Origin of the sequence: Albidovulum sediminis, assembly GCF_025380365.1 — a bacterium.
Taxonomy (GTDB): domain Bacteria; phylum Pseudomonadota; class Alphaproteobacteria; order Rhodobacterales; family Rhodobacteraceae; genus Albidovulum; species Albidovulum sediminis.
Genome location: NZ_JAOCQF010000001.1, coordinates 1,560,533 through 1,584,839 on the forward strand (window position 1 = coordinate 1,560,533; position 24,307 = coordinate 1,584,839).

A 24,307-nucleotide genomic window follows, 5' to 3' on the forward strand; every position below is an offset into this window, starting at 1 on the left:
TCAGGCCAGCTTTTCCCGGAAGAAATCCAACGTCCGGCCCCAGGCCAGTTCCGCCGCCGCCGCGTCATAGCGCGGCGTGGTGTCGTTGTGGAACCCGTGGTTCACGCCCTCGTAGATGAAGGCCTGGTAATCGGTCCCCGCCGCCTTCAGCGCCGCCTCATAGTCCGGCCAGCCGGCGTTTACCCGATCGTCGAGCCCGGCGTAGTGGATGAGGAGCGAGGCCCGGATCTTCGGCACGTCCGCCGGGTCGGGCTGGCGACCGTAGAACGGCACCGCCGCCTTCAGCTCCGGATAGGCCACCGCCGCCGCGTTGCACACGCCCCCGCCATAGCAGAAGCCGACGATGCCGACGTTTCCGGTGGACCCGTCATGCGCCATCAGGAATTCCACCGCCGCGAAGAAATCGTTCATCAGCTTGACCGGATCGACCTGCTTTTGCAGTTCGCGCCCCGCGTCGTCGTTGCCGGGATAGCCGCCGACCGAGGTCAGCCCGTCGGGTGCCAGCGCCATGAACCCTGCCTTCGCCAGCCGCCGCGCCACGTCCTCGATATAGGGATTGAGGCCGCGGTTCTCGTGCACCACCACCACCGCGGGCAGCGCGCCCTCGGCCGCGGCCGGGCGCACCAGATAGCCGCGCACCTCGCCGTGGCCGTTGGGCGAGGGATAGGTGACATACTCGCCCCGGATATCGGGGTCGTCGGCCCGAACCTGTTCGGCCAGCGCATAATTCGGGCTCATCAACCCGAGAAGGGCCGAGGCTGTCAGGCCACCCGCGGCGTATTTCGCCGCGCGGTCCAGAAACTCGCGCTTGGTGATCATTCCGTGCGCGTAGAAATCGTAAAGCTCCAGAAGTTCGGGCGCGAAGTCGCGCGCGCTCAGGCGTGTCATCCGGTCTCTCCCTGTCTGTGCATGCCGCATGCTAGCACGGGAACGCCGCGCGCGGACCTCACGGCCGCGTGAACAGGCCGCCCCGCCGATGCGCCCACCCTGCTGAGTCCCGGAAGCCACACGTTAACCTTTCAACATCTGGGGGCCGGGCCTTCCCACTACCCAACGAATCGCAGCGGCCCTATAGTGCCTGTGGAAAACCCCAGTCTGACCCCGAGGGAGAGGCGATGCGTTGCCCGTTTTGCGGAAATGTCGATACGCAGGTGAAGGATAGCCGCCCGGCCGAAGACCATGTCGCGATCCGCAGGCGCCGCTTCTGCCCGGCCTGCGGCGGGCGCTTCACCACCTACGAGCGGGTGCAGCTGCGCGACCTCGTGGTCATCAAGTCCTCCGGCAAGCGCGAGGACTTCGACCGCGGCAAGCTCGAACGTTCGATCCGCATCGCCATGCAGAAACGCCCGATCGAGCCGGAGCGGATCGACCAGATGATCTCGGGCATCGTCCGGCGGCTGGAAAGCCTTGGCGACACCGACATCCCGTCGAAGACCATCGGCGAGATCGTGATGGAAACGCTGGCCCGCATCGACACCGTCGCCTACGTGCGCTTCGCCAGCGTCTACAAGAATTTCCAGGCAGCCGACGACTTCGACAAGTTCGTGTCGGAGTTGCGCCCGACGGCCCCGGCGGACGAGTGAACCCGGAGGAAGACCGCCGCTTCATGGCGCTGGCCATCGCGCTTGGCGCGCGCGGGCTTGGTCGGGTCTGGCCGAACCCGGCAGTGGGCTGCGTGATCGTGAAGGACGGGCGCATCGTCGGCCGCGGCTGGACCCAGGACGGCGGGCGTCCGCATGCCGAAACGGTGGCGCTGTCACAGGCCGGGTCGGCGGCGCGCGGTGCCACCGCCTATGTCAGCCTTGAGCCTTGCGCCCACCACGGGCAGACCCCGCCCTGCGCCGGGGCGCTGGTGGCGGCGGGACTGGCGCGTGTCGTCACCGCGGCGGGCGATCCCGACCCCCGCGTGGCGGGTCGCGGCCACGCGATCCTGCGCGATGCAGGAATTTCCGTGACGACCGGGCTTCTCGCGGATCAGGCGGAAGCGGTCCAGACAGGCTTTCTGACCCGCATCCGCGAAGGCCGGCCGATGGTGACGCTGAAGCTGGCCACCAGTGTCGACGGGCGCATTGCCACCGCCACGGGCGAAAGCCGCTGGATCACCGGGCCCGAGGCGCGGCGCATGGTCCACGCGCTGCGCGCCAGCCATGACGCGGTGATGGTGGGCGGCGGCACCGCGCGGGCGGACGACCCGGCGCTGACCGTACGCGACATCGGCGTGACCCGGCAGCCGGCCCGCGTGATCGCGGCGCGCACCCTCGACCTTCCTGAGGGCGGCACGCTGGCGCGGTCGGTGGCACAGGCGCCGCTCTGGCTGCTGCACGGCGCCTCCGCGCCCGACGCGGCGCGGGCCGCGTGGAATGCGCTGGGCGCGCGGCTGATCGAGGTCGCGGAAGATGGCGGCGCGCTGTCGGCGCCCGCGCTTCTGGCGGCGCTCGGCGCCGAGGGGCTGACGCGGGTCTTCTGCGAAGGCGGCGGGCAGTTCGCCGCGGCCCTTCTGCGCGCGGACCTCGTGGACGAGATCCGCCACTTCTCCGCCGGCCTTGGCCTTGGCGCCGACGGGCGGCCCGCGCTCGGCCCGCTGGCGCTTGCAGCGCTCGCCGATGCGCCACGCTTCCGCCTGCAAGACCTCCGCCCGGTCGGTCCCGACACGCTCGCCCACTGGGTCCGCGCCTGAAACCCAGGCGCTAACGCCAGAGCCAGCTCTGGCTTGCGAATACACCCTGAAGCTTTGACAGCAAGCGGTTGGCCGGCCCCGGCGCCGGGATCTCGCCGCCCGCCAGCCGGTCCACGATCACCTCGACCGGGCACGGCAGGCCCGTCAGCGGATCGACATAGCGCGGATAGGCGATGAGGGCTGCATGCACCAGCGCCAGAAGCGTCGCCCGGCCGCGCCGTTCGGGCTGCGGGAACAGGTCCTCGGTCAGGCCCCAGCCCGCGTAGAACGGCATCCCGAGCGTGACCACCGGCTTGCCCCGGATCAGCGCCTCGAACCCGAGGCCCGAGGTGATGGTCCAGACCTCGTCCGCCGCCTCGGTCAGCCGCACCGGATCGGCCTGCGCGACGAATGCATCGGCCAGGCGCAGCGCCTCGGCCTCGGGCAGATGGCCCGGGCGCAGCCCCGCCTCGACGTCCGGGTGCGGCTTGTAAAGGATCACCGCCTTCGGGTTCTCCTCCCGCACCCGCTCCAGCAGCGCAAGGTTCGTCCGTTCCCGGCCCGCGCCAAGGCGGACCGAGGCGTCATCCTCCACCTGGCCGGGGACAAGGATGCGGCGCCCCTTCGGAAGCTCCGGCAGGTCGGCGGCGGCAAGGTTGTACTTGGAGACCCCGGTTTCGGTCAGCCGCCGCAGCAGCCGTTCGGCCCGCGCCTCGCCGCCCGGCAGCGGCCCGGCAGCGATCAGCCGCTCCAGATCGCTGGGGCGCGAAGGGTCGTAGTAGATCCCGGCCCGGTCCGCGACCAGCGCGAGCGGCGGCACAAGGTCGGCGCCCAGCCCGCGCGAACGCAGGAACCCGTCCTCCACCCGGCGCACCGGCGTGGCGCCCGCGGCCTGGCGCAGCGTCTCGCCCTCCTGCCCCGCCCAGACGAGGATGTCGCGCCCGTCGCGATGCGCCCGCGCCGCGGCGCGACCGGGATCGTCGATGAAGACAAGCCGCCGCTCGCGTCCGAAGGCGCGCTGCAAGTGCGCCCGCTTCCACAGCCGCATGCCGACGGCCACATGGCCCCGGCGGTCGTCGCGGAAGGCGCGCACCTCGGCCTCTAGCTGGTCCACCGCGCCCTCGAACGTGGTCAGCCGGTCGCGCGCGCGGTCGTACCATGCCGGCGCGAGGATCATCGCGGCGGCGAAAAGCTGCGCCCGCGTCAGCCGCTTCTGGCGCCTGGCAACCGGGTTCTCGTCCTGCGTCAGGCCCCAGCCGGCGTAGAAGGGCTGGCCGAAGACGCGGGGGCGGTGGCCGGCCAGGATCGCCTCGAACCCCATCTGGGAAGAGACGGTGTAGACCGCGATCGCGCCATCGAGCAGCGCCCAGGGCGACACCGGGTCGCGCAGGACGGTGATGCGCCCGTGGGCATGGCCGTCGGTGTAATGGCCAAGACGGTGCCCGGCGACCGCCTCGGGGTGCGACTTGATCACGATCCGGGCGCCCGGATGTTCCTCCTGCGCGATGACGAGCATCTCGCGGAAGGTTGCGGCCGAGGCCCCGCCGTGCCGGATCGAGGCATCGTTGCGGGTCTGGTCGACGACCAGCACATAGCCTGGCGCGGGAACTTCAAGATCGGGGTCGAAGCCGTTGTATTTGGACAGATGCAGGTGCTTCAGCCGCGCGATCCCGTCGCGCGCCCGCGACAGCACGGCGGTGTCGTCAAGCGGGTTGGTCCGGATGATCTCCTCGATCAGCGAGGGCGCGGAGCCGTCGAAATGGATGCCGGTCGGATCGATCAGCAGGCCAAGCGGCGGATCGCCCGCCCGCCCCGGCCGGACCGACCGCAGGAAGGCATCCTCGACCCGCACGATCCGGGCCCCGGTCCGCGCCGCCATCGCCTCTCCCCTGGGCGCGGTCGGGCTCTTGCCCCATACGGCGATCAGGTCGTCCTTGCGCGGGATGCCGAGACGCAGGTCGTAGCCCGCGCAGGTCAGGATACGCCGGACCCGGTCGTTGGTGAGGAAACCGCCATTGTAGACGTAGAGATTGCGCGCCGGGGCGCCGCCGGCAGTGCCCGGGCCGGTGCCGGTCATCCGCCCCCGGCCACGCTGCTGATCGCATTGGCCGAGCTTGCAGTGCCGGTCAGCACCGAAAGCGTCTTCTGCCACTGCACATAGGGTGCCTCGGTCACGTAGATCGTATCGCCGTCGCGGATGACAAAGTCGCGGGCGTTGAAGATCCCGTCCGGCTGGGTAAGGTCGAGCACGTAGGCCATGCGCTGCGACCCCTGAAGCCCGGGCTTGCGCAGCACCGCCGCGGCGACAGGTGCCGGTTCGTCACGCAGGATGAACACGCCCTTGGGGTCGGCGAGATTGGTGTTGAGGCCGCCCACCCGCGCGATCGCCTCGAGCGCGGTGAGGTTCGGCGTGTCGAAGTCGATCCGCGTCTGCGCCCCGGTGGCGCCTAGCGCGGTGAAGGTGCGGGTGTCCTTCTCCACCAGGATCACGTCGCCGCCGCGCAGCGCGATGTCCATGCGCGGGTTGCTGTAAAGGTCCTTCAGCCACACGCTGCCGGTGCGCCCGTGCCTCGTGACCGTGATCTGCGCGGTTTCGGGATCGACCGCCACGCCGCCCGCGCGGGCCAGCATCGCCGACAGCGTGCGCGTCGGCCGCTCGATCGGGAAGACGCCCTGCGCGCCGGTGTTGCCCAGGACCGAGACGGTCGCCCCGTCCCCCGCCGCGCGCGCCACCAGCACCTGCGGATCTGGCGTCTGGTCCTTCAGCTTGTCGGTGATCGCCAGGCGCAACGCATCTGGCGTGTTGCCGGTGGCGCGGATACGCCCTGCGTAGGGCACGAAGATGAAGCCCTCGTCGTCGACCTGAAGTTCGCTCAGCCCGGTGGCGTTCAGGCCCTGGTTGGTCAGAAGGCCGTCATCGACGTTTTCCCAGATCGTCAGCGACAGCGTGTCGCCGGGGCGGATCACGTCGGCGCCCACTGGGCCCGCGGTCACGAAGTCGGCGGAAAACCCGAGCGTGGGCGACTTCGACGCCTCGCGCGCGACGCGGGCATCGACGGCGACGATGTGGGTCGAGCCGGAGTCCTCGACCGATCCGGCCAGAAGTTCCTTCATGTTCGGACCCGAACGCGGCAAAGCGCATCCGGCAAGCGCTGTCGTAAGGAGAATCGCAAAAATCGATTTCGCCCCAAGGCTGCAAGTTCTGATCAAAGAATCCCCCGTCTGCCCGGCGTAATGCACCTGTTTAGCGCGCAGCCTAAAGAAGTCCCGATGCAAAAACCAGAGCCTAGGCGGTGCTGCGCAGCGGCTGTCGCGGCGCAGCCATACCGGCGGCGAGCGCGTCGTAGGGGTCGAGGTCGGACAGCACCATGTCCACCACCTGGCGCAACAGGATTCGGCGCCCGCGGGCCGAATAGAAACCACCCGGAACCTGTGATGTTTCAAGAAGATACTGCCGGTAATCGGCATAGGCCGCCATATCGGGGCGGTCGCAGGTCGCGAAGAATGCCTCGATCGGCAGGTGCGAGACGAACTCGGGCTTCGAGTAGACCGCACGGCCGAAGGCCTTGAGCGGCAGCCCCCGCCAGAGCGCCTGCTGCGCGGCGGTCGAATTGACCGTCACCACCGTGCGGGCGGCCCCCAGAAGGTTGGCAAGCTTGCCCCCGCGCAGGAAATGCACGCGGTCCGCCACGCCGAGGCGCCGGGCGGCATCGCGAATCTTCGTCCGGACCGGCGCGCGCCCATCCTCGAGCGGGTGTGCCTTGAACACCAGGTGATGGTGGCGCGGGGCGCCGGCGGCGAACCCTTCGAGGCAAAGCTCGATGAACTCGGTCTGCGAGGCAAACGGCGAATGGGCGCGAAAGCTCGCGTCATGTTCGAGTTGCAGCAGCACCAGGTGATAGGGAAACCCGCCGTACCTGACCCGGCGCGTGCTGATCCAGCGTTCCAGCCGGTGCAGCGGCATCATGAGGAGCCGGCGCAGGTGCAGCCGGAATTCCTGCCGCACGGTGATGCCGCGATGGGAGACGAAGTTCTGGTAGCGGCGGTTCATCGCCATGACGAAAAAGTGATAGGCCGCGCCGTAAAACACATGCTGCCTGAGATCGCCCCAGTGGGCGGGCGCCTCGGGCGTCTCCACCCGGCTGCGGGCCAGTGCGGCGCGCATCGGGGCCACATCCATGTCCATCAGCCGGGAATGTCCGTTCGAGCCGCCGCGTTCGTAGGTGGCCCAGTAGGGCCGCAGGTACCCTTCCTCGAACACATGGACGCGGATGCCCCGGTCCCGCGCCAGCCGCACCGCCTGGGCATGGATCGGCCGGGTATCGCCGTAAAGGATGATGTCGCTGATGCGCATGGTGGCCAGCATGTCGGCGCAGACCGCGGGCCAATCCTCCACCCGGCCGAGGAAGGGGACGTATCCCTTGCGCCCGCGCCAGAAGACTTCGTCGCCGCGGTTGAAGCCGACGCGCCAGACGGTCGCGCCCGCGGATCGCAGCGCATCGGCCAGCAGGCCGAAGAAAGGCCCGTGCGGCCCTTGCAGCATCAGAATCCGCCGGTCTTCCACGCGCCCCCGTATCACCTGCCTGCCCGCCTATGCCTCAATAGACCGTCTGCCGCGTGTCTGTCACCAAGGCCGTTCGATCCCGATCCGCTTTCTCACCGCATTCGGGTTAATTCATGGCTAATTCGGGCCGGGACTTGCGACGCTGCCGCCCTCGGGCTAGGCATTTCCCGTCAGGAAGGGGGGGCTTGCCATGTTCACCGGTATCGTCACGGACCTCGGCGAGGTGATCGCGCTCAGGCAGGAAGGCGACCTGCGCGCGCGGATCGCGACCGCCTATCCGATCGAGACGGTCGACATCGGCGCCTCGATCGCCTGCGACGGCGTCTGCCTGACGGTGATCGAGACCGGCACCGAGCCGCGCAACTGGTTCGATGTCCAGATCTCTGCCGAAAGCCTGTCGAAGACGAACATCGGCGGCGGCGGCTGGCACCCGGGCAAGCGCGTCAACCTCGAACGCGCGCTCCGGGTCGGGGACGAATTGGGTGGTCACATCGTCTCGGGCCATGTCGACGGGGTGGCGGAGATCCTGAGCGCGGTTCCAGAGGGCGATTCCACCCGCTTCACCTTCCGCGTGCCGGATCATCTGGCGGGGTTCATCGCGCCCAAGGGATCGGTCGCGCTGAACGGCACCTCGCTGACCGTGAACGAGGTCGACGGCGCCACCTTCGGCGTCAACATCATCCCCCACACCAAGGCGGTGACCACCTGGGGCACCGCGCGGCCGGGCGATGCCGTCAACATCGAGATCGACACCCTCGCGCGCTATGTCGCGCGGCTCAGGGACTGGGCGGGGAAGTGAGCGGGGCGCGGGCCGGAGCGGGCCACAACGGCGGCCCCACGATGGAGCCCGGCGCGGGCTGGCGCCGGCACTGCTGGCGCACCGCGCGCGCGGCACTCCTTCCCACCCTGCCGATCGAGGTGGTGCGGGCCCGCGTGCGCCGCGCGGCCGAACTTGGGCTCGACTACAAGACCTATGCCGGCGTGCGCGCCACCACGGGGCGCGACCTCGTGGCCTTCCTCTTTTCCACCAATGCGCTGCGGCTCCTGCGCGAGGGCGAGCGGATCGCGCGGGACGAGGCGGCCCGCATCGCGGCCCTGCGCGGGGCGGAGCGCCTGCTGGCCGTGCAGCCGCCGCTGGCGTCCGAGGTGACGGTCGCGACCCTCGCCGGGCAGGGCGTGGCCTTCGACGCGGCGACGCGCGCGCCCGGACTGGGCGACAGCTGGTCGGAAACCGGGCGCAGCCTGCGCGCCTTCCTGGCGGCGCGGCGCCATCCGGCGGACGCCGTCCTGCTGATCGGGGACACGGCGCTGGAACGCGACTGGGTGGCGGCCGCGCGGCTGGCGGGCTACCTGTCCGCGGACGCCTATTTCGGGCGCCCCGTGGCGGCAGCGGCGCGATAGGGGTCGCGTCCGGGCTGGCCAAATCCCGCCGCTTCGGCTATCGCCTGACCAATCATTCCCCGAAGTGGCCTGGACGATGACCGACGACCTCAGATCAGCGATTGCCCCGACCGAAGACATCATCGCCGAGGCACGCGCGGGCCGCATGTTCATCCTTGTCGACCACGAGGATCGCGAGAACGAGGGCGACCTTGTCATCCCCGCGCAGATGGCCACGCCCGAGGCGATCAACTTCATGGCGATGCATGGGCGCGGGCTGATCTGCCTGACCCTGACCGAGGCGCGGATCGAGGCGCTTGGCCTGTCGCTGATGTCGACCAAGAACTCTTCCCGCCATGAAACCGCCTTCACCGTCTCGATCGAGGCCCGCGAAGGGGTAGAGACGGGGATTTCCGCGCACGACCGCGCGCGCACCGTCGCGGTGGCGATTGACCCCGACAAGGGCCCCGCGGACCTTGCCACGCCCGGCCATGTCTTCCCCCTGCGTGCGCGCGACGGCGGCGTTCTGGTCCGCGCCGGCCATACCGAGGCCGCGACCGACGTGGCGCGGCTTGCCGGGCTGACCCCGGCCGGCGTGATCTGCGAGATCATGAAGGACGACGGCACCATGGCCCGCCTGCCCGATCTGGTCGCCTTCGCGCAGAAACACGGGCTGAAGATCGGCACGATTTCCGACCTCATCGCCTACCGCCGCCGCCACGACAACCTGGTGCGGGAAACCGACCGGCGGAAGGTTCAGTCGGCCTATGGCGGCGAATGGACGATGCGGATCTACACCGACCAGACCGAGGGGACCGAACATGTCGTCCTGACCAAGGGCGACATTACCACCTCCGAACCCGTGCTGGTGCGGACCCATTCGCTGAACGTGCTGGAAGATGTCCTGGCCCTTGGCCCGGCGCCCGAGGGGGAACTGGCCCGCGCGATGCGCATCATCGCCGATGCCGGCCGCGGCGTGGTCTGCCTTTTCCGCGACCCGCGCGCCAAGCTGATCGTGCCCGAGGATGACGGGCCGCGCACGGTCAAGCAGACCGGCCTCGGCGCGCAGATCCTGTCGTCGATGGGCCTCAGGAAGCTGATCCTGCTGACCGATTCGCCGATGACGCGCTATCTGGGTCTCGATGCCTACGACCTGCACATCGTCGATACCCATCCGATCTCGGGGGCCTGAGCCATGGCTGGAAGCGAAAGCCACCACATCCTCGACCTGCCGCGGTTCGACAAGCCGGTCAGGCTGCTGATCGTCGTCGCGCCCTATTACAAGGACATCGCCGACAACCTCGTGGCCGGGGCAGTCGCGGTCGCCACGCAGGCGGGGGCAAGCACGGAAGTGGTCGAGGTGCCGGGCGCGCTGGAGGTTCCCACCGCCATCGGCATGGCCTTCCGCATGGCCGACTACGACGGTTTCGTCGCCCTTGGCTGCGTGATCCGGGGCGAGACCACGCATTACGACACCGTCTGCAACGACAGTTCGCGCGGGCTGACGATGCTCGGCCTCTCCGGCGCCTGCGTCGGCAACGGCATCCTGACGGTCGAGAACCGCGAACAGGCGGTCGTGCGCGCCGATCCCCACGGCCAGAACAAGGGCGGCGGGGCTGCCGCTGCGGCCTTGCATCTGGTCGCACTTTCCCGCAAGTGGGCGCGCCAGACCAAGGGGATCGGCTTCAAGCCCGCGGGCGAGGAGTTCCGCATCGCCGGAGACAGCGAAGGACCCGCCCGCGCATGAGCGAGACGCCGCGAAAACTTTCCATCGCCGAGAAACGCCAGCGGCGCTCGGCCGCCCGGCTTTATGCCGTGCAGGCGCTGTTCCAGATGGAGGCGGCGGGCCAGGCCGTGGACCGCGTCGCGCGCGAGTTCGAGACACATCGTTTCGGCGCCGTCTATGAGGACGACGAGATGGCCGAGGGCGACCCCGCCCTGTTTCGCGCCATCCTGGAAGAGGCGGTGAACCTGCAGGCCCGGATCGACCAGATGACCGACCGCGCGCTGGTGGCCAAGTGGCCGATCGACCGGATCGACCCGGTCCTGCGCGCACTGTTCCGCGCCGGCGGGGCGGAACTCTTGCTGCCCGACACGCCGCCGAAGGTCGTCATCACCGAATATGTCGACGTCGCCCGCGCCTTCTTCCCCGACGGCAAGGAACCGAAGTTCGTCAACGCCGTGCTTGACCACATGGCGCGCGAGGCGAAGCCCGAGGCATTCTGATCTGCGGCCCGACCTGCGGCGTCGCGCCGCTGGCGCGCGGTTTGATATGGACTAGAATGCCCCCCGACAGGAGGTAGCCATGCCCGCACTCGTCCGCCTTTACATCGTCAACGTGCTGATCGGGTTCGCCCTGTCGGCGGTCTTTACCGCGCTTCTGCTCTGGCTCGACGTCGCGGGGCTCCGCCATCTGGCAACCTCGGTGAAGGGTGGCTGGATCGGCGTCGCGATGCTCTTCGTCTCGAACGGCATCGTCTTTGCCGGGGTGCAGTTCGCGATCCGCATCATGGGCATGGCCGAGGATGGACCGGGCGGCGGCAGCCGCCGCCCGATCGGGCGCGTTCCGGCACTGGTGCGCGCCGCCGCACACCGCGCCAGCGGACGCAAGGAGCCGCTCAGCCGGCTCTGACCGCGGCGAGGTGGCGGGCAAACTCGGGCGAGGCCATGAGCGCCTTGCAGCGGGCGAAGCGCCCGTCGGCATAGGCGCGGAAGTCGTCCGCCGGATTGCCGTTCGCAAGCTGGATCAGCCCCCAGAGCGTCCACAGAAGGTCGCACATCGCCTTGTAGATCACCATGCGGCCGCGGTCGCGGTCCGATGGCGCGCCGCCAAAGTAGGCCGCCAGCATCTCCTCGTCCTGGCCCGCGTCGAATCCGCCCTCGACCGAGAGGTCGCCAAGATCCCACATCGGGTCGTTCATGCCGGAATATTCCCAGTCGACGATCCACATCCGGTCGCCGGTATCGAGGAAATTCTCGCACAACGGGTCGCAGTGGCAGGCGGTCAGCGGCAGGGGATGCGCGGCGAGCGCGGCGCGCACCGCCCCGGCCTCGCGCACCACGTCGTGATAGCCCTCGGGCAGGGCCACGTCCTTGGTGGACAGGATGCGCAGATAGTCGTCGATCATCGCGAACAGTTCGAACCGGAAGGGAAAGACCGCCCCGGCATCGTGCAGCTTGCGAAAGGCGGCCCCCGCCCGGCCGGGGGCGCCGGGGCGGGCGCGGAAGTTCTCCGGGCTCATCGTCACGGCGCCGTCGATGAAGCGGGTGACCATCACGCCGGTCGCCGCGTCGGCATGCATCACCTCGGGGCTGACACCCGCCCGCGCCGCCTCGCGCGCGGCCACCGCCTCGTTCGCGCGGTCGATGTATTCCTCGGTCCCCTTGCCGGGGATGCGAAGGCACCAGTCGCCGACCCGGAAGACAAGATTGGTCAGCCCGCCCAGCCGCTCCGGCTCCCCCGAGCCATGAAGGGCGGGAATGCCGCGGATCGCCGCGCGGGCAAGGTCGATGTCGCTCATGCCTTCAGCCTTTCCATCTTCGCATCGTAAAGGCACCGCGGGCCGCGCGTGGCGGCATGGGGGGTGCCGAAGGCCTCGATCACGAAACCCTGTTCCCCCGCAAGCTCCGCGGGCAGGTAGGCAAAGCCGATGGTCTTGCCGAGGTGGTGGCCGTAGCCCGCGCTGGTCAGCGAGGCGACCGGTTTGCCCTCGTGCAGGACGGTTTCCCCCGACAGGAAGGGTGCGAAACCCTCGACCGTCAGGGTCACCAGCCTGCGTTTCGGCGCCCCCATGGCGGCCAGCGCGGCGCGGCCGGTGAAATCGCCCTTGCCCATCGCGACGGCAAAGCCCAGGCCCGCCTCGGATGGCGTCGTCTCCGGGGTGATGTCGGAGGACCAGTAGAGATACCCCTTCTCCAGCCGGCAGCTTTCGATCGCGCGGTAGCCGGCGTCGCGGATGCTGTGGGCGGCCCCGGCCTCTTTCAGCACCTCGTAGACATGCGCCGCATATTCGACGGGGATGTAAAGCTCCCACCCCAGTTCGCCGACATAGCCCACGCGCACGGCCAGCGCGGGCGCGTGGCCCACCACGATCTCGCGCGCGGCGAGGAACGGGAAGGCCGCGTTCGACAGGTCCGCGTCGGTGACGGCGGCCAGAACCTCCCGCGCCTTCGGTCCGCAGATGTTGAGGACCGCGTGGGCGTTGGTGACGTCGCGCGGGCGCAGGCCATCTGGCAGTTGTCGGGTTATCCAGTTGCCGTCGCGCACCCCGAAGCCCGAACCGGTGACGATCAGGAAATCCTCCTCGCCCCGGTGCAGGATGGTCAGGTCGGCCTCGATCCCGCCCCTGTCGTTCAGAAGCTGGGTGTAGATCGCCCGGCCCGGCGCGCCCGAGATGTCGGCGGCGGCGATCCGGTTCAGCGCCACCTGCGCGCCGGGGCCGGACAGTTCGAACTTGGAAAACGAGGTCTGGTCGATCAGCGCCACGCCGGTGCGGATGGCCTTGACCTCGGCGGCGACGGCGGCATGCCAGCCGGGCTTGCCCTCGAAGCTGGGCGTATCGGTCGCGGCCGGATCCGACGTGGTGAACCAGTTCGCCCGTTCCCAGCCGAAGCGGGAACCGAAGACGGCGCCGGCGGCCTTCAGCGGCTCATGAAGCGGTGAACGGCGCAGCCCGCGGCCGGCGTGATGTTCCTCGCCCGGCCAGTGGACCTTGTAGTAGGCCGCATAGGCCTCGACCGCGCGCGCGGAAAGCCACGCGGCACGCGCATGCGGCGCGCCGAAGCGGCGGGCGTCGAAGGGCCAGAGGTCAAGCCCCGGATCGCCCTGCAGGATCCAGTTCGCCATCGCCTGCCCCGCCCCGCCAGAGGCGGCGATCCCGGCGGTGAAGCCGCAGGCGAGGTAGAAGTTGTCGAGTTCCGGCGCCAGCCCCATGATCGGCTCGCCATCGGCGGAAACCGGGATCGGGCCGTTGATCACCGTCCTGATGCCGATGTCGTTCAGGATCGGCAGCCGTTCGGCGGCGGGCAGCGCAAACAGTTCCAGCCGGTCCATGTTCGCGGGGAACAGTTCGCGCGCGAAGTCGAAGGGTGGCCACTGGTTCCAGGGCGCGCGGGTCCCCTCCTCCCACCCGCCGATGGCCCAGGCACCGCCGACATCCGGCTTGAGGTAGAAGTTGTGGTCGGGGTCGCGCAGCGTCGTCAGGGTGTCGGGCACGTCGAGGCCCTTTTCGGTGACGAAATACTGATGCTCCACCACCCCCGCGGCGACCGGGACGCCCGCCATCGCCCCCACGCGCCGCGCCCAGTAGCCCGCGGCGTTGACCACGATGTCGGCCGAGATCGTGCCATGGTCGGTCACCACTCCCAGCGCCCGGCGCCCCTTCACGGGAATGCCGGTGACGGTCACCCCCTCCTCGATCCGCACACCGCCCTTCCGCGCGCTCGCGGCGAAGGCCATCGTCACTGCGTAGGGGTCGATGTAGCCGTCGGAGGGGATCCAGGCCGCGCCGACGACGCCCTTCGGGTCGATGTGGGGAAACATCCGCTTTGCCTCGTCGGGCGAGACCAGATGCGCCTCGAAGCCGAAGCTTTTCGCAAGCTGGACCGAGCGGCGGATCTCGCTCCAGCGCGCGTCGGAGGCCGCGAGCCGCAGCGAGCCCACCTTCTTCCAGTCGGTCGCCATGCCGGCCTCCGCCGCCAGCCCGTCGAAGACCGCGACCGAGTTCTGCATCAGCCGCGTCAGCGCCCGCTTGCCGCGCAACTGCCCGACCAGCCCCGCCGCGTGCCAGGTGGAGCCATGCGTGACCTGCGCCTTTTCCAGCACCAGCACGTCACGCTCACCCGCGCGCGCCAGGTGGTGGGCGATGGCGCAACCGATGGCGCCCGCGCCGATGATGACGATCTTCGCGTGCCGGTCGGCCTTCATGCCTTCACCTTGAGGTTTTCGGGGTCGTAGAGGGGGGCGAGCGCGATCCGCGCCGGGAAGCGTTCGTTGGCGACAACCAGTTCATAGTCGCCCGAAGCGAGGAAGTCGTCGCTGACCCCTTCGGCGTTGCGGACATAGCCGTAGCCGATGGACCGGCCGAGCGTATAGCCGTAGCCGCCCGAGGTCAGATAGCCGACCGCCTGCCCGTTCCGCAGGATCGTCTCGCGCCCGACCAGGACCGCGGCAGGATCGTCGAGCGTGAAGCCGGCCAGGCGCTTGGTCAGCGGTTTGCCCGCCACCGCCTCAAGCGCCTTGCGCCCGATGAAATCGGCGTTGCGGCGCATCTTGACCGCCCAGCCCAGCCCCGCCTCGAAGGGCGTGTCGTTGGGCGTGATGTCCGACGACCAGGCGCGATAGCCCTTCTCCAGCCGGAGCGATTCGATCGCGCGGTAGCCGACGGGCCGGATCCCCTCGCCCGCCCCCACCGCCATCAGCGCGTCGAAGACGGCACCCGTGGCAGCCAGCGGCACGTGCAACTCCCACCCCAGTTCGCCCACATAAGTGACGCGCAGCGCCCGGACCGTCGCCCCGGCAATCGCGATCTCGCGCACATGGCCGAAGGGGAAGCCCGCGTTCGACACGTCCGCGTCCGTCAGACGCGCCAGCACGTCGCGCGCCTTCGGCCCCATCAGCGACAGCGTCCCCCATTCCTCGGTGATGTCGCGGATGGTCACGTCGCCCGCAGGCAGATGCTCGCCGATCCAGGCAAGGTCATGGGTGCGGAAGCCGGTGCCGGTGACGATGTAGAACCGGTCTTCCGCCAGCCGCGCCACCGTCAGGTCGGCCTCGATCCCGCCCCGCGTGTTCAGAAGCTGGGTATAGGTCAGACGCCCCGGCGCCTTGGTCACGTCATTGGCGCAGACGAAGTCGAGCGCGCGCACCGCGTCCCGCCCCGTCACCTCGTACTTGGCGAAGGATGACTGGTCGAAAAGCCCGACCGCCTCGCGCACGTGCCGGTGCTCCTCGCCCACGTGGGGGAACCAGTTCTGCCGGCCCATCGAATAGACGTCGCGCGGCTCCACGCCTTCGGGCGCGAACCAGTTCGGCCGCTCCCAGCCCAGCTTCGATCCGAAGACGGCGCGATGCCCCTTCAGCCGCTCATAAAGCGGCGAGACGATCCGCGGTCGGCCCGAGGTGTATTCCTCGTGCGGGAAGCCGATGGTGTAGTGCTTGCCGTAAGCCTCGCAGGTGCGGTCGCTGACCCATTGCCGGTCGCGGTGCATCTCCGAGAAGCGGCGGATGTCCACCACCCAGAGGTCGAGCGGTGCCTCGCCGTTCACCACCCAGTCGGCCAGCACCCATCCCGCGCCGCCCCCGCTCGCGATGCCGAAGGCGTTGAAGCCCGCGCCCACGAACATGTTCACGCATTCCGGCGCCGGCCCGAGGATGAAGTTGCCGTCCGGCGTGAAGCTTTCCGGCCCGTTGATCATCTGCTTGACGCCCACCTCCGACAACGCCGGAACCCGCTCGATCGCCTGCACCAGGTGCTGCTCGAAATGGTCGTAGTCGTCCTCGAACAGGTGGAACTGCCAGTCGTTCGGGATGTCGCCGGTGGGCAGCGGCTGCGGGTTGGGCTCATACCCGCCCATGACGAGGCCGCCCACCTCTTCCTTGAAATAAGTGCGCCGGTCCGGGTCGCGGATGGTCGCCGCGTCGGCCGAAAGGCCGGGGATCTTCTCGGTCACGATGTACTGGTGGCGGACCGCCTGCAACGGCACGTTGATTCCGGCCATCGCGCCCACCTGCCGCGCCCACTGCCCGGCGCAGTTGACGACCTTCTCGCAGGCGATCTCCCCTTGCGAGGTGCGGACCGAGGTGATGCGGTTGCCCGCCATCCCGAAGCCCAGGACCCGCACGCCCTCGAAGATCTTCGCTCCGTGCATCCGCGCGCCCTTGGCCAGCGACTGCGTGATGTCCGAGGGGCTGGCCTGCCCGTCCGTCGGCAGCCAGCTTGCGCCGACCAGATCCGATGTCTCCATCAGCGGCCACATCTGCCGGACCTCCTGCGGAGAGATCAGGTGCATCTCCATCCCGAAGCTGCGCGCCGTGGTCGCCAGCCGCTTGTATTCGGTCCAGCGGTCCTCGTTCGTGGCCAGGCGCAGGCAGCCGGTCATCTTCCAACCGGTCTCGAGGCCCGTCTCGGCGGCCAGCCCCTTGTAAAGCTCGACCGAATATTTCAGCACCCGCGTGATCGAGGCCGAGGACCGCAACTGCCCCACCAGCCCCGCCGCGTGCCAGGTCGAGCCCGAGGTCAGCCGGCCCTGCTCCAGCAGGACGACATCGGCCTTGTGGTCGCGCGCCAGGTGATAGGCCGTCGATGCGCCGATGATCCCGCCGCCGATGACGACGATCTGGGCGTGCGTGGGTAGGGTCATGATGAGGTCTTTCCGTAACGGGTGTGATAGCGGTCAAGCGCGGCGCCAAGCCGCCCCAGGTAGTCGCGCGCGTGCGCGTCGTAGTCGGCGCCGGGCGCGGCCAGGAATATCTCCGAGACCATCGCCCACATCGCCTCCCGCGCGAGAGAGGCGCATTGCATCGCGTCGAAGGCGCGCACCGTCGCCTCGTCGGGCGGATGGCCGAGATAGGCGAACAGCATCGCGCGGGCCTCCTCCGCGCTCATCCCCGCGTTCGAGGCGGCGCCGGCAAGATCGAACATCGCCGTCCCGAAGGCCGCATATTCGAAGTCGATCAGCCAGAGCTGCCCGCCCGGGCTTTCGAGGAAATTGCCCGGCAGAAGATCGTGATGGCCGAAGACGATCGGCAAGGGCACCTGTGCCGCCTCCATCTCGGCCGCCACCGCCGTCAGCCAGGGCAGGTCGGCGGCAAAGCGGCTGCCCCGCGCGGCCAGCGTGCGGGCATAGTCGCGGATGACGTGGAAAACCCAGAAGATCGCGCCGGGCCCCGACACCTCGGCCGGCATCTTCGTGTGAAAATCGCGCAGGAGCCGGCCGATGCGGCCGGGATTTGCGCGCATGTCCGCCTCGCCCCAGGTCCGCGCCGGCAGGAACTCCGACACCATGACGCCGCGCCTGGTGTATTCGACCGCGGGGGCGAACCCCGCCCGGTGCGCGGCCGCCGCGGCCATGACCTCGGCCGCCCGGCTGACGTGGTGAAAGGGAAAATCCTTGCCGAAGCGCACGACATGGACGCCCGCGGCATCGGTGACCTTCCAGCTTTCGTTCGACAGCCCGCCCTTCAGCCGCTCGGCCCGGATCTCTCCCTGCCAGCAAGGCAGCGCGCGGATGCGTCTCAGCGACATGATCCACCTTTCAGTCTGGCCCAAATACTCCCGCCGGAGGCTCCCGCAGCCGGCCACCGCGCCAACGCCCGTGACCTGGTCATGCCGCCTCCAGCCCCAGCCGCGCCCGCGCCGCACGGGCGGAGGCCGAGATCAGCCGGTCGGTGATGATGGCGATGAAGGCGACGGCCAGCCCCGCCACGATCCCGCGCCCCGGATCGGCCTTGGTCAGCGCGATGTAGACCTCCTGCCCGAGGTCGCGGGTGCCGACGAGCGCGGTGATGACCAGCATCGAAAGCGCGAACATCACCGTCTGGTTCAGCCCCAGCAGTATCTCGGGCAGCGCCAGGCGCAGCTTGATCCGCCGCAGGATCTGGCCGCGCGTGCAGCCCATCGCCTGCCCGGCCTCGATCAGGCGCGGGTCGACGCCCTTGAGGCCAAGGACGGTATAGCGCACCGCCGGCACCAGGGCATAGGCCACCACCGCGATCATCGCGGTGAAGTCGCCGACGCGGAACAGCATCACCGCCGGCATCAGGTAGACGAACGAGGGCAGCGTCTGCAGCGTGTCGATGATCACCCGGACCGGGGTCCAGACGCCCTCCCGCTCGGCCGAGAGGATGCCGAGGGGAATACCGATCAGCATGGCGAACAGGGTCGAGATGCCGCAGAGATAGACGGTGATCGCGGCCTTCTCCCACTGGTCGGTCGCGGCGATGAGGAAGGCGAGTGCCGCGACCAGCGCGGCCAGCCGCCAGCCGCCCAGCCGCCAGCCCGCCCAAGCCAGAAGGGCCGTCACCCCCGCCCAGGGCAGCCCGCCAAGGAAGCGCTTGAAGGGCACCAGAAGGTTCAGGAGCACCGCGTTCTTCACCGCCTCGATGGTGTCGAAGAAGTTGACGTTGATCCATTCGACGACACTGCTCCAGAAGGTGCCGGTCGACAGTTCCAGCGCCTCGGGCCAGGTCTGGAGCGCCGGCACCGCCGCGCCCGCGATCCCGGCCCCGAGGATCAGGGCGAGGCCAGAGATCAGGTAGGGGTGGCGCGCGGCCAGACCGGTCCCGGCGGCGGGTTCGGGGCGCAGATGCGCGAAGGCCTGGCTCAGCCGGTCCAGCGCCACGGCGAGGGCGACGATAGCGAACCCCGCCTCGAGCCCAGCGCCGAAGTCGAGCCGGCGCAGCGCCGCCAGCACGTCGAAGCCAAGCCCCCCCGCCCCGATCATCGAGGCGATGATGACCATGTTGAGGCTGAGCATGATCACCTGGTTGACCCCCACCATCAGCGCGTCCTTGGACGAGGGGATCATCACCCGCCACATCATCTGGCGGCGCGTGCAGCCGACCATGTGGCCAAGGTCGGTCAGTTCCGACGGCACCCGCCGGAGCGCGAGTTCGGTGATCCGCGTCATCGGCGGCATCGCATAGATCAGCGTCGCCACCACCGCCGCCGTCGGCCCGAAGCCGAACAGGATCAGGATCGGCACGAGGTAGGCAAAGACAGGGATCGTCTGCATCAGGTCGAGAACGGGCCGGATTGCCCGCTCGAACCAGGGGTGGCGGAAGGCGAGGACGCCCAGCAGAAGCCCGCCCGCCACGCCAAGCGGCACCGCGACGAGGATCGAGGCCAGGGTCACCATGGCGCTTTGCCACTGGCCGAAGACCAGCACGAAGGCAAGGCAGCCCGCAACCAGCGCCGCCAGCCGCCAGCCGCCGGCGTAGCGCCCCAGCAGCGCGCCCGACCCGATCAACGCGACCCAGGACAGCGGCGGCAGGATCTGCACCGCCTGCGACCCCTCCCCCCGCAGGAACCCGGTCGAGATCAGGCTGAGGACGAAGCGGTAGGGCACGTCGAGCATCGCCGCGATGAAGCGGGTGAACTCCGAAAAGGTGAAAAGGCCGAAGGTCGCCTCGTTCAGCAGCCACTTGGTAAAGGCGGTAATCCAGCGCGCGGCGGGGATGCGCAGCGCCTTGGGGTAATCGAAGGCCCAGGGGAAAGCCCCGGACCCGAAAAGCCACAGGAGCGCAAGAAGGCCCAGCGCGATCGCCCAGCCGAGCCAGGCCGGAAACCGTCGGGCGGCAGGGCGGGCAGATGGGCCTGCGGGGGTCATCGCTCAGCCCCCCAGCATCAGCGCGACGACATCGGCGCGGTGAAGGTGGCCAAGGGTTTCGCCCCCCGCCCCGGTCACGCGCAGCGCCTCGGCCCCGTCGAGGAACAGCGGCGCAGCCTCGGCGACGGTGGCGCGCGCGGCGATCCCGGCCACGGGATCGGGACCGGCGGCGGCGCGCATCGCCGAGGCGACCCGCACCACCTTGGCGCGCGGCACAGCGCGGGTGAACTCGCGCACGTAATCCGTCGCCGGGTTCAGCACGATATCCTCGGGCGTGCCCTGCTGGACGATCGCGCCGTCCTTCATGATGGCGATGCGGTCGGCCAGGCGGATCGCCTCGTCGAAGTCGTGGGTGATGAAAACGATGGTCTTCTTCAGGACCGATTGCAGGCGGATGAACTCGTCCTGCATCTCGCGCCGGATCAGCGGATCGAGGGCCGAGAACGGCTCGTCCAGGAACCACAGTTCCGGCTCGACGGCGAGCGAGCGGGCGATGCCCACGCGCTGCTGCTGGCCGCCCGACAACTGGCGCGGAAAGGCGTCTTCCCGCCCCGAGAGGCCCACCAGCGCGATCATCCGGCGCGCGCGATCCTCGCGCTCAGCCCGCCCATGCCCTGCACGTCGAGCGGGAAGGCCACGTTGTCGAGCACGCTGAGGTGCGGCAGGAGCGCGAAGTGCTGGAACACCATGCCCATCTTGTGGCGGCGGATCTCGATCATCTCCGCTTCTGAGGCCGCCAGCAGGTCACGCCCGTTGAACAGGATCTCGCCCGCCGTCGGCTCCACCAGCCGCGACATCAGCCGCACGAGCGTGGACTTGCCCGACCCCGACAGCCCCATGATGACGAAGATCTCGCCCTCGCGCACAGACAGGCTGACCGCGCGCACCGCGGGCACGAGGCCCGCCGCCTGAAGCCGCTCGGCCGTCGCCCCGGCGCCCAGCCCGGTCAGGGTTTCGCGCGCCCGGGGTCCGAACAGCTTCCAGACATTGCGGCAGGTCAGCTTCGCGTCCGCGCTCGCAGCATGCGTCGCGTCTGTGGCGGGCGTGGGGGTCATGGGCGGTCCTGAGGGTGCAGCGTCAAGGCCGCCCGCTTGCACGGGCGGTCCCATTCCTTTCGGATCAGCGTGTTACTGGCCGATCCAGCCTTTCCAGCGGCCCTCGTTCGCGGCCATCCAGTCGGCCGTCACCTGTTCGACGGTCTTGCCGTTCAGGTCGACCTCGGTGATCATCTGGCCCATCTCGTCGTTGTCGATGGTGAAGGCCTTGACCGCCGCGTAAGCGCCGGGCCACTTGTCCTTCACGCCGGCCCAGCCGACCTTCCAGATCTCTCCGAACGGCTTGCCGCAGTCATAGGCGCTGTCGGGGTTCGAACCCCAGGCCGGGTCGTTGTAGCATTCGGCGGTGTATTCCGGGAACTCGACCCATTCGCCCTCGTACTTCGCGGGCGCCCAGTGCGGCGCATAGATCCACAGCATGATCGGCGCCTGGCGCTGGTAGGCGCTTTCCAGTTCGGCAAAAAGGGCCGCGTCGGTGCCTGCGTGGATCACCTCGAACGGAAGGTCCAGCGCCTCCACCCGTTCGTCATCGAACCCGCCCCAGGTCACCGGGCCACCCAGATAGCGGCCTTTCGGCGCGGTTTCGGCGGTGGAGAACGCCTCGGCGCAGGCCTCGTCCTTCAGCGCCTCCCAGTTGGGCAGGCCGGGGCACTTTTCCTTCATGTAGGTCGGATACCACCACTCCTCCTTGGCCTTCATGCCGGTCGGGCCGAAGACCTCGGTCTTGCCGGTAGCGGTGGAGGCGTCCATGGCGTCGCGGCCTGTCGTCTCCCACATCTCCATGGCGACGTGCAGGTCGCCCGATTCCAGCCCGGCGAACTGCGCCAGGTAGTCGGCCTGCACGTATTCGACGTTGTAGCCCGCCTGCTTCAGCACCTCGCCCATGATCTGCGTCGTGATGAGCTGGCCGGTCCAGTCATGCAGCGTCAGCTTGATCGGGTCGGAGGATTCCTGCGCCCAGCCGGCACCGGCCATCAGCGCGAAGGCAGAGGCGGCAAGGCTGCGCTTCAGCAACGTTGTGGTCATCGCAATCTCCCTGTTCGGCCGGCCTGCGCCGGTCATGCTGGGACGCCATGACCGGGGCCTGCCGCCCCGCCCCCGTCCCTTGCCCCAAGTAGGGACTGCGCGGGCGATTCCGTCAATCCTGTTTGTGGTTTCTTGTGTTTTTTTCGCCCGAAACGCGCCCGATGATTGTGCATCCGCGTGAGATTTCCTATGATCTCCAAGAAATTCGGTCACGCCATGCTGTCGAAACGTCACGCCGACATCCTCCAGATCCTCGAGGCCGAAGGCTCGGTCTCGATCGCGGCCCTGGCCGAACGGCTCGGCGTGTCGCTGGAAACCGTGCGCCGCGACGTGAAACCGCTGAGCGAGGCGGGATCGGTCGTGCGCATCCATGGCGCGGTCGGGCTTGCCGGCCAGATCGGCGAGGCGCCGTTCCAGAAGCGGATGCGCGAGAATGCGGCCGCCAAGCAGGCGATCGCGCGGGCGGTGGCAGAGATGATCCGCGACGGCGATTCCGTGATGCTCGATACCGGGACGACGACAAGCTATGTCGCGCGCGAACTGACGCGGCGTCGGCGGCTGACGGTCGTCACTAATTCGTCCGACATCGCGCGGACGCTGGCCACGGTGAACGGCAACCGCGTCTACATGGCGGGCGGCGAGTTGCGCAGCGATTCAGGCGCGGCCTTCGGAAAGTCGGCGCTCGACTTCGCCGGCCGCTTCACCGTCGCCCATGCAATCATCTCGGCCAGCGCGGTCGACCCGTCCGGCGTGATGGACTTCGACCTTGAGGAAGCGGAGTTCGGGCGCCTTCTGCTGACGCGGGCCGAACGGCGGATGGTCGTCACCGACCACACGAAATTCGGCCGTCGCGGCTTGATCCATGTCTGCGGTTTCGCCGACCTCGACATGCTGGTGACGGACCGGGCGCCGCCTGCCGCCATCGCCTCGGCCCTTGACGCGGCGGACACGGCGCTGAAGGTCGCCGCGACCTGACCCCGCTCTGGTCAGCCCGGCAGCATGTGGGTCAGCGTTGCCCCCGCCTCGTAGTAAAGCGCGCGCAGGCCCGGCAGCGTCTCGGGCTTCGCGGCGCGGATCGCGGTTGGAAAGGCGTCGGCATCGCCCATCGCCCAGCGCGCGGCGGCGCGGCCGAAGACCGTGCCGGGCGAGATGCCGCGCCCGGAATAGCCCCAGATACTGACCGCGCCGGGGCCGATTTCGGCGACCTTGGGCATGTGGTCGCCCGTCATCGCGATCCGCCCCGACCACGCGGCCTCGATCCCGATGCCGCGCAGCGCCGGGAAGGCCCCCGCGATGCGCCGGCGCGCCCAGCACTGGTGGACGCGGGCGCCGAAATCCTCGAGGTTGCCGACCGAGCCCAGCAGCAGCCGCCCCGCCCGGTCGAGCCGGTAGGAGGTCATGACCGTCGCCGTGTCCCAGCACCCCTCGCCGCCAGGCAGGATGGTTTCGCGCTGCGCCGCACTCAGCGGGGCGGTCGCGATCTGGAAATAGTGCACGGGCGTGAAGGGGCCGGGCCGGGCGCCCGCCGCCGCATAGGCATTCGTCGCCTGGATCAGCCTTGGCGCCCGCAGGCAGCCCGCCGCGGTGCGGACCACCCAGTCGGCGCCTTCGCGCGCGACCGACAGCGCAGGGCTTCTCTCACGCACCGTTGCACCCGCCGCCATCGCCGCGCGCGCCATCCCCATGGCATAGGCCAGCGGCTGGATCGTGCCCGCGCGCCCGTCCCAGAGCGATCCGGCGAAGCGCCCGGTGCCCACGCGGCGCGCGGTCTCTGCCGAGTCCAGCAGCTTGACCGGCGCCCCGCGCCGGCTTTGCTGGGCATGGCGCGCGCGCAGGTCGCGCAGGCCGGCCGCACTGTGGGCCAGGTGCAGCGTGCCGTTGCGCACCGCCTCGCACTCGATGCCATGGCGCCCGATCAGGTCGAAGACGAGGTCCGGCCCCGCCGCCAGCGCGCGGTTGAGGGCCGCGCCCTCTTCGGCGCCCAGCGCCGCCTCGACCTCGTCGGGGGGCGTCCAGAGGCCCGCGTTCACCAGCCCGACGTTGCGGCCCGACCCGCCGTGGCCGATGGTTTCGGCCTCGACCACGACGACGCGCGCGCCGGCCTCGGCCAGGTGCAGCGCCGCCGAGAGGCCGGTAAACCCGCCGCCGATCACGGCGACATCGGCGGCCGCATCGCCCGCCAGCGGCGGCAGGTCCAGCGCCGGCCCGCAAGTCATCCGCCACAGGTTCTGGATCGACGTCATCGCCCCGCCTCCGTTCCGTTGCGCGCGTCACTAAGCATGGATCGCGCGGGGTTGG

The 24,307-nt window shown here is 69.6% G+C and carries 20 protein-coding genes and 1 pseudogene; 9 read left to right on the forward strand and 12 right to left on the reverse strand.

The features are described from left to right. Positions 1-888: a YghX family hydrolase gene (yghX, locus tag N5I32_RS07805; RefSeq protein ID WP_261494836.1), complete on the reverse strand. Its 888-nt coding sequence runs from the start codon at positions 886-888 to the stop codon at positions 1-3. A gap of 227 nt (positions 889-1,115) precedes the next feature. Here yghX and nrdR point away from each other — a divergent pair, with 227 nt between their 5' ends. Together nrdR and ribD are read left to right on the forward strand one after the other, a co-directional pair. Beyond that, the gene (gene nrdR / locus N5I32_RS07810) at positions 1,116-1,583 is read left to right on the forward strand and encodes a transcriptional regulator NrdR (RefSeq protein WP_261494837.1); all 468 of its coding nucleotides are present in this window, start codon (positions 1,116-1,118) and stop codon (positions 1,581-1,583) included. Then, positions 1,580-2,677 (forward strand): bifunctional diaminohydroxyphosphoribosylaminopyrimidine deaminase/5-amino-6-(5-phosphoribosylamino)uracil reductase RibD, encoded by a 1,098-nt coding sequence (ribD, locus tag N5I32_RS07815; RefSeq protein WP_261494838.1) that lies wholly within the window; start codon positions 1,580-1,582, stop codon positions 2,675-2,677. The genes nrdR and ribD overlap by 4 nt, the downstream gene beginning before the upstream one ends. Positions 2,678-2,687: 10 nt before the next feature. Here the strand turns inward: ribD and N5I32_RS07820 are convergent, their stop codons facing one another. From N5I32_RS07820 to N5I32_RS07830, 3 genes are all read right to left on the reverse strand, one after another. Then, positions 2,688-4,733: a capsule polysaccharide biogenesis protein gene (locus tag N5I32_RS07820; RefSeq protein WP_261494839.1), complete on the reverse strand. Its 2,046-nt coding sequence runs from the start codon at positions 4,731-4,733 to the stop codon at positions 2,688-2,690. Next, positions 4,730-5,770: a polysaccharide biosynthesis/export family protein gene (locus N5I32_RS07825; RefSeq protein WP_261494840.1), complete on the reverse strand. Its 1,041-nt coding sequence runs from the start codon at positions 5,768-5,770 to the stop codon at positions 4,730-4,732. The genes N5I32_RS07820 and N5I32_RS07825 overlap by 4 nt, the downstream gene beginning before the upstream one ends. Positions 5,771-5,942: 172 nt before the next feature. Next, positions 5,943-7,199, reverse strand: coding sequence for a capsule polysaccharide biogenesis protein (locus tag N5I32_RS07830; RefSeq protein ID WP_261494841.1), 1,257 nt, complete (start codon positions 7,197-7,199; stop codon positions 5,943-5,945). A gap of 211 nt (positions 7,200-7,410) precedes the next feature. On the opposite strand from N5I32_RS07830, the gene N5I32_RS07835 reads away from it, so the two are divergent. The 6 genes from N5I32_RS07835 to N5I32_RS07860 all read left to right on the forward strand — a co-directional run bounded on the left by N5I32_RS07835 (position 7,411) and on the right by N5I32_RS07860 (position 11,232). Beyond that, complete coding sequence (locus tag N5I32_RS07835) at positions 7,411-8,019, forward strand: riboflavin synthase (RefSeq protein ID WP_261494842.1); 609 nt, start codon at positions 7,411-7,413, stop codon at positions 8,017-8,019. After that, entirely contained in the window at positions 8,016-8,621 is a 606-nt protein-coding gene (locus tag N5I32_RS07840) for a hypothetical protein (protein ID WP_261494843.1), read from the forward strand. The genes N5I32_RS07835 and N5I32_RS07840 overlap by 4 nt, the downstream gene beginning before the upstream one ends. 76 nt (positions 8,622-8,697) lie before the next feature. Then, positions 8,698-9,792, forward strand: coding sequence for a 3,4-dihydroxy-2-butanone-4-phosphate synthase (gene ribB, locus N5I32_RS07845; RefSeq protein ID WP_261494844.1), 1,095 nt, complete (start codon positions 8,698-8,700; stop codon positions 9,790-9,792). Positions 9,793-9,795: 3 nt separating this feature from the next. Then, positions 9,796-10,347 (forward strand): 6,7-dimethyl-8-ribityllumazine synthase, encoded by a 552-nt coding sequence (locus N5I32_RS07850; RefSeq protein ID WP_261494845.1) that lies wholly within the window; start codon positions 9,796-9,798, stop codon positions 10,345-10,347. Beyond that, positions 10,344-10,826 carry a transcription antitermination factor NusB gene (gene nusB / locus N5I32_RS07855; RefSeq protein WP_261494846.1) on the forward strand — a complete coding sequence of 161 codons (483 nt, stop codon included), beginning with the start codon at positions 10,344-10,346 and terminating at the stop codon, positions 10,824-10,826. Before N5I32_RS07850 ends, nusB begins: the two co-directional genes overlap by 4 nt. 79 nt (positions 10,827-10,905) lie before the next feature. Next, entirely contained in the window at positions 10,906-11,232 is a 327-nt protein-coding gene (locus N5I32_RS07860; RefSeq protein ID WP_261494847.1) for a hypothetical protein, read from the forward strand. Here N5I32_RS07860 and N5I32_RS07865 read toward each other — a convergent pair. From N5I32_RS07865 to N5I32_RS07895, 7 genes and pseudogenes are all read right to left on the reverse strand, one after another. Next, a complete protein-coding gene (locus N5I32_RS07865; protein ID WP_261494848.1) occupies positions 11,219-12,121 on the reverse strand; it encodes a phosphotransferase family protein in 903 nt (300 codons plus the stop codon). The two genes, N5I32_RS07860 and N5I32_RS07865, sit on opposite strands and share 14 nt — an antisense overlap. Further along, positions 12,118-14,526, reverse strand: a complete 2,409-nt coding sequence (locus N5I32_RS07870) for a GcvT family protein (RefSeq protein WP_261494849.1) — start codon at positions 14,524-14,526, stop codon at positions 12,118-12,120. The genes N5I32_RS07865 and N5I32_RS07870 overlap by 4 nt, the downstream gene beginning before the upstream one ends. Beyond that, the gene (locus tag N5I32_RS07875) at positions 14,523-16,961 is read right to left on the reverse strand and encodes a GcvT family protein (RefSeq protein ID WP_261494850.1); all 2,439 of its coding nucleotides are present in this window, start codon (positions 16,959-16,961) and stop codon (positions 14,523-14,525) included. Before N5I32_RS07875 ends, N5I32_RS07870 begins: the two co-directional genes overlap by 4 nt. After that, positions 16,958-17,845 carry a phosphotransferase gene (locus N5I32_RS07880; RefSeq protein ID WP_261494851.1) on the reverse strand — a complete coding sequence of 296 codons (888 nt, stop codon included), beginning with the start codon at positions 17,843-17,845 and terminating at the stop codon, positions 16,958-16,960. The genes N5I32_RS07875 and N5I32_RS07880 overlap by 4 nt, the downstream gene beginning before the upstream one ends. A gap of 79 nt (positions 17,846-17,924) precedes the next feature. Continuing rightward, complete coding sequence (locus N5I32_RS07885) at positions 17,925-19,928, reverse strand: ABC transporter permease (RefSeq protein ID WP_261494852.1); 2,004 nt, start codon at positions 19,926-19,928, stop codon at positions 17,925-17,927. A gap of 3 nt (positions 19,929-19,931) precedes the next feature. Next, positions 19,932-20,983, reverse strand: a pseudogene (locus tag N5I32_RS07890) (quaternary amine ABC transporter ATP-binding protein). A gap of 72 nt (positions 20,984-21,055) precedes the next feature. Further along, the gene (locus N5I32_RS07895; protein WP_261494853.1) at positions 21,056-22,009 is read right to left on the reverse strand and encodes an ABC transporter substrate-binding protein; all 954 of its coding nucleotides are present in this window, start codon (positions 22,007-22,009) and stop codon (positions 21,056-21,058) included. A 189-nt stretch (positions 22,010-22,198) separates the two neighbouring features. On the opposite strand from N5I32_RS07895, the gene N5I32_RS07900 reads away from it, so the two are divergent. After that, positions 22,199-22,984 carry a DeoR/GlpR family DNA-binding transcription regulator gene (locus N5I32_RS07900; RefSeq protein WP_261494854.1) on the forward strand — a complete coding sequence of 262 codons (786 nt, stop codon included), beginning with the start codon at positions 22,199-22,201 and terminating at the stop codon, positions 22,982-22,984. Positions 22,985-22,995: 11 nt separating this feature from the next. Here the strand turns inward: N5I32_RS07900 and N5I32_RS07905 are convergent, their stop codons facing one another. Beyond that, entirely contained in the window at positions 22,996-24,252 is a 1,257-nt protein-coding gene (locus N5I32_RS07905; RefSeq protein WP_261494855.1) for an NAD(P)/FAD-dependent oxidoreductase, read from the reverse strand. Positions 24,253-24,307 lie beyond the last annotated feature (55 nt).

Excerpts from the sequence above, each read along its gene's own strand:
- yghX (WP_261494836.1), bottom strand. The coding sequence starts at position 888 with ATGACACGCCTGAGCGCGCGCGACTTCGCGCCCGAACTTCTGGAGCTT.
- nrdR (WP_261494837.1), top strand. The coding sequence starts at position 1,116 with ATGCGTTGCCCGTTTTGCGGAAATGTCGATACGCAGGTGAAGGATAGC.
- N5I32_RS07820 (WP_261494839.1), bottom strand. The coding sequence starts at position 4,733 with ATGACCGGCACCGGCCCGGGCACTGCCGGCGGCGCCCCGGCGCGCAAT.
- N5I32_RS07825 (WP_261494840.1), bottom strand. The coding sequence starts at position 5,770 with ATGAAGGAACTTCTGGCCGGATCGGTCGAGGACTCCGGCTCGACCCAC.
- N5I32_RS07830 (WP_261494841.1), bottom strand. The coding sequence starts at position 7,199 with ATGCTGCAAGGGCCGCACGGGCCTTTCTTCGGCCTGCTGGCCGATGCG.
- N5I32_RS07835 (WP_261494842.1), top strand. The coding sequence starts at position 7,411 with ATGTTCACCGGTATCGTCACGGACCTCGGCGAGGTGATCGCGCTCAGG.
- ribB (WP_261494844.1), top strand. The coding sequence starts at position 8,698 with ATGACCGACGACCTCAGATCAGCGATTGCCCCGACCGAAGACATCATC.
- N5I32_RS07850 (WP_261494845.1), top strand. The coding sequence starts at position 9,796 with ATGGCTGGAAGCGAAAGCCACCACATCCTCGACCTGCCGCGGTTCGAC.
- nusB (WP_261494846.1), top strand. The coding sequence starts at position 10,344 with ATGAGCGAGACGCCGCGAAAACTTTCCATCGCCGAGAAACGCCAGCGG.
- N5I32_RS07860 (WP_261494847.1), top strand. The coding sequence starts at position 10,906 with ATGCCCGCACTCGTCCGCCTTTACATCGTCAACGTGCTGATCGGGTTC.
- N5I32_RS07865 (WP_261494848.1), bottom strand. The coding sequence starts at position 12,121 with ATGAGCGACATCGACCTTGCCCGCGCGGCGATCCGCGGCATTCCCGCC.
- N5I32_RS07870 (WP_261494849.1), bottom strand. The coding sequence starts at position 14,526 with ATGAAGGCCGACCGGCACGCGAAGATCGTCATCATCGGCGCGGGCGCC.
- N5I32_RS07875 (WP_261494850.1), bottom strand. The coding sequence starts at position 16,961 with ATGACCCTACCCACGCACGCCCAGATCGTCGTCATCGGCGGCGGGATC.
- N5I32_RS07880 (WP_261494851.1), bottom strand. The coding sequence starts at position 17,845 with ATGTCGCTGAGACGCATCCGCGCGCTGCCTTGCTGGCAGGGAGAGATC.
- N5I32_RS07885 (WP_261494852.1), bottom strand. The coding sequence starts at position 19,928 with ATGACCCCCGCAGGCCCATCTGCCCGCCCTGCCGCCCGACGGTTTCCG.
- N5I32_RS07895 (WP_261494853.1), bottom strand. The coding sequence starts at position 22,009 with ATGACCACAACGTTGCTGAAGCGCAGCCTTGCCGCCTCTGCCTTCGCG.
- N5I32_RS07900 (WP_261494854.1), top strand. The coding sequence starts at position 22,199 with ATGATCTCCAAGAAATTCGGTCACGCCATGCTGTCGAAACGTCACGCC.
- N5I32_RS07905 (WP_261494855.1), bottom strand. The coding sequence starts at position 24,252 with ATGACGTCGATCCAGAACCTGTGGCGGATGACTTGCGGGCCGGCGCTG.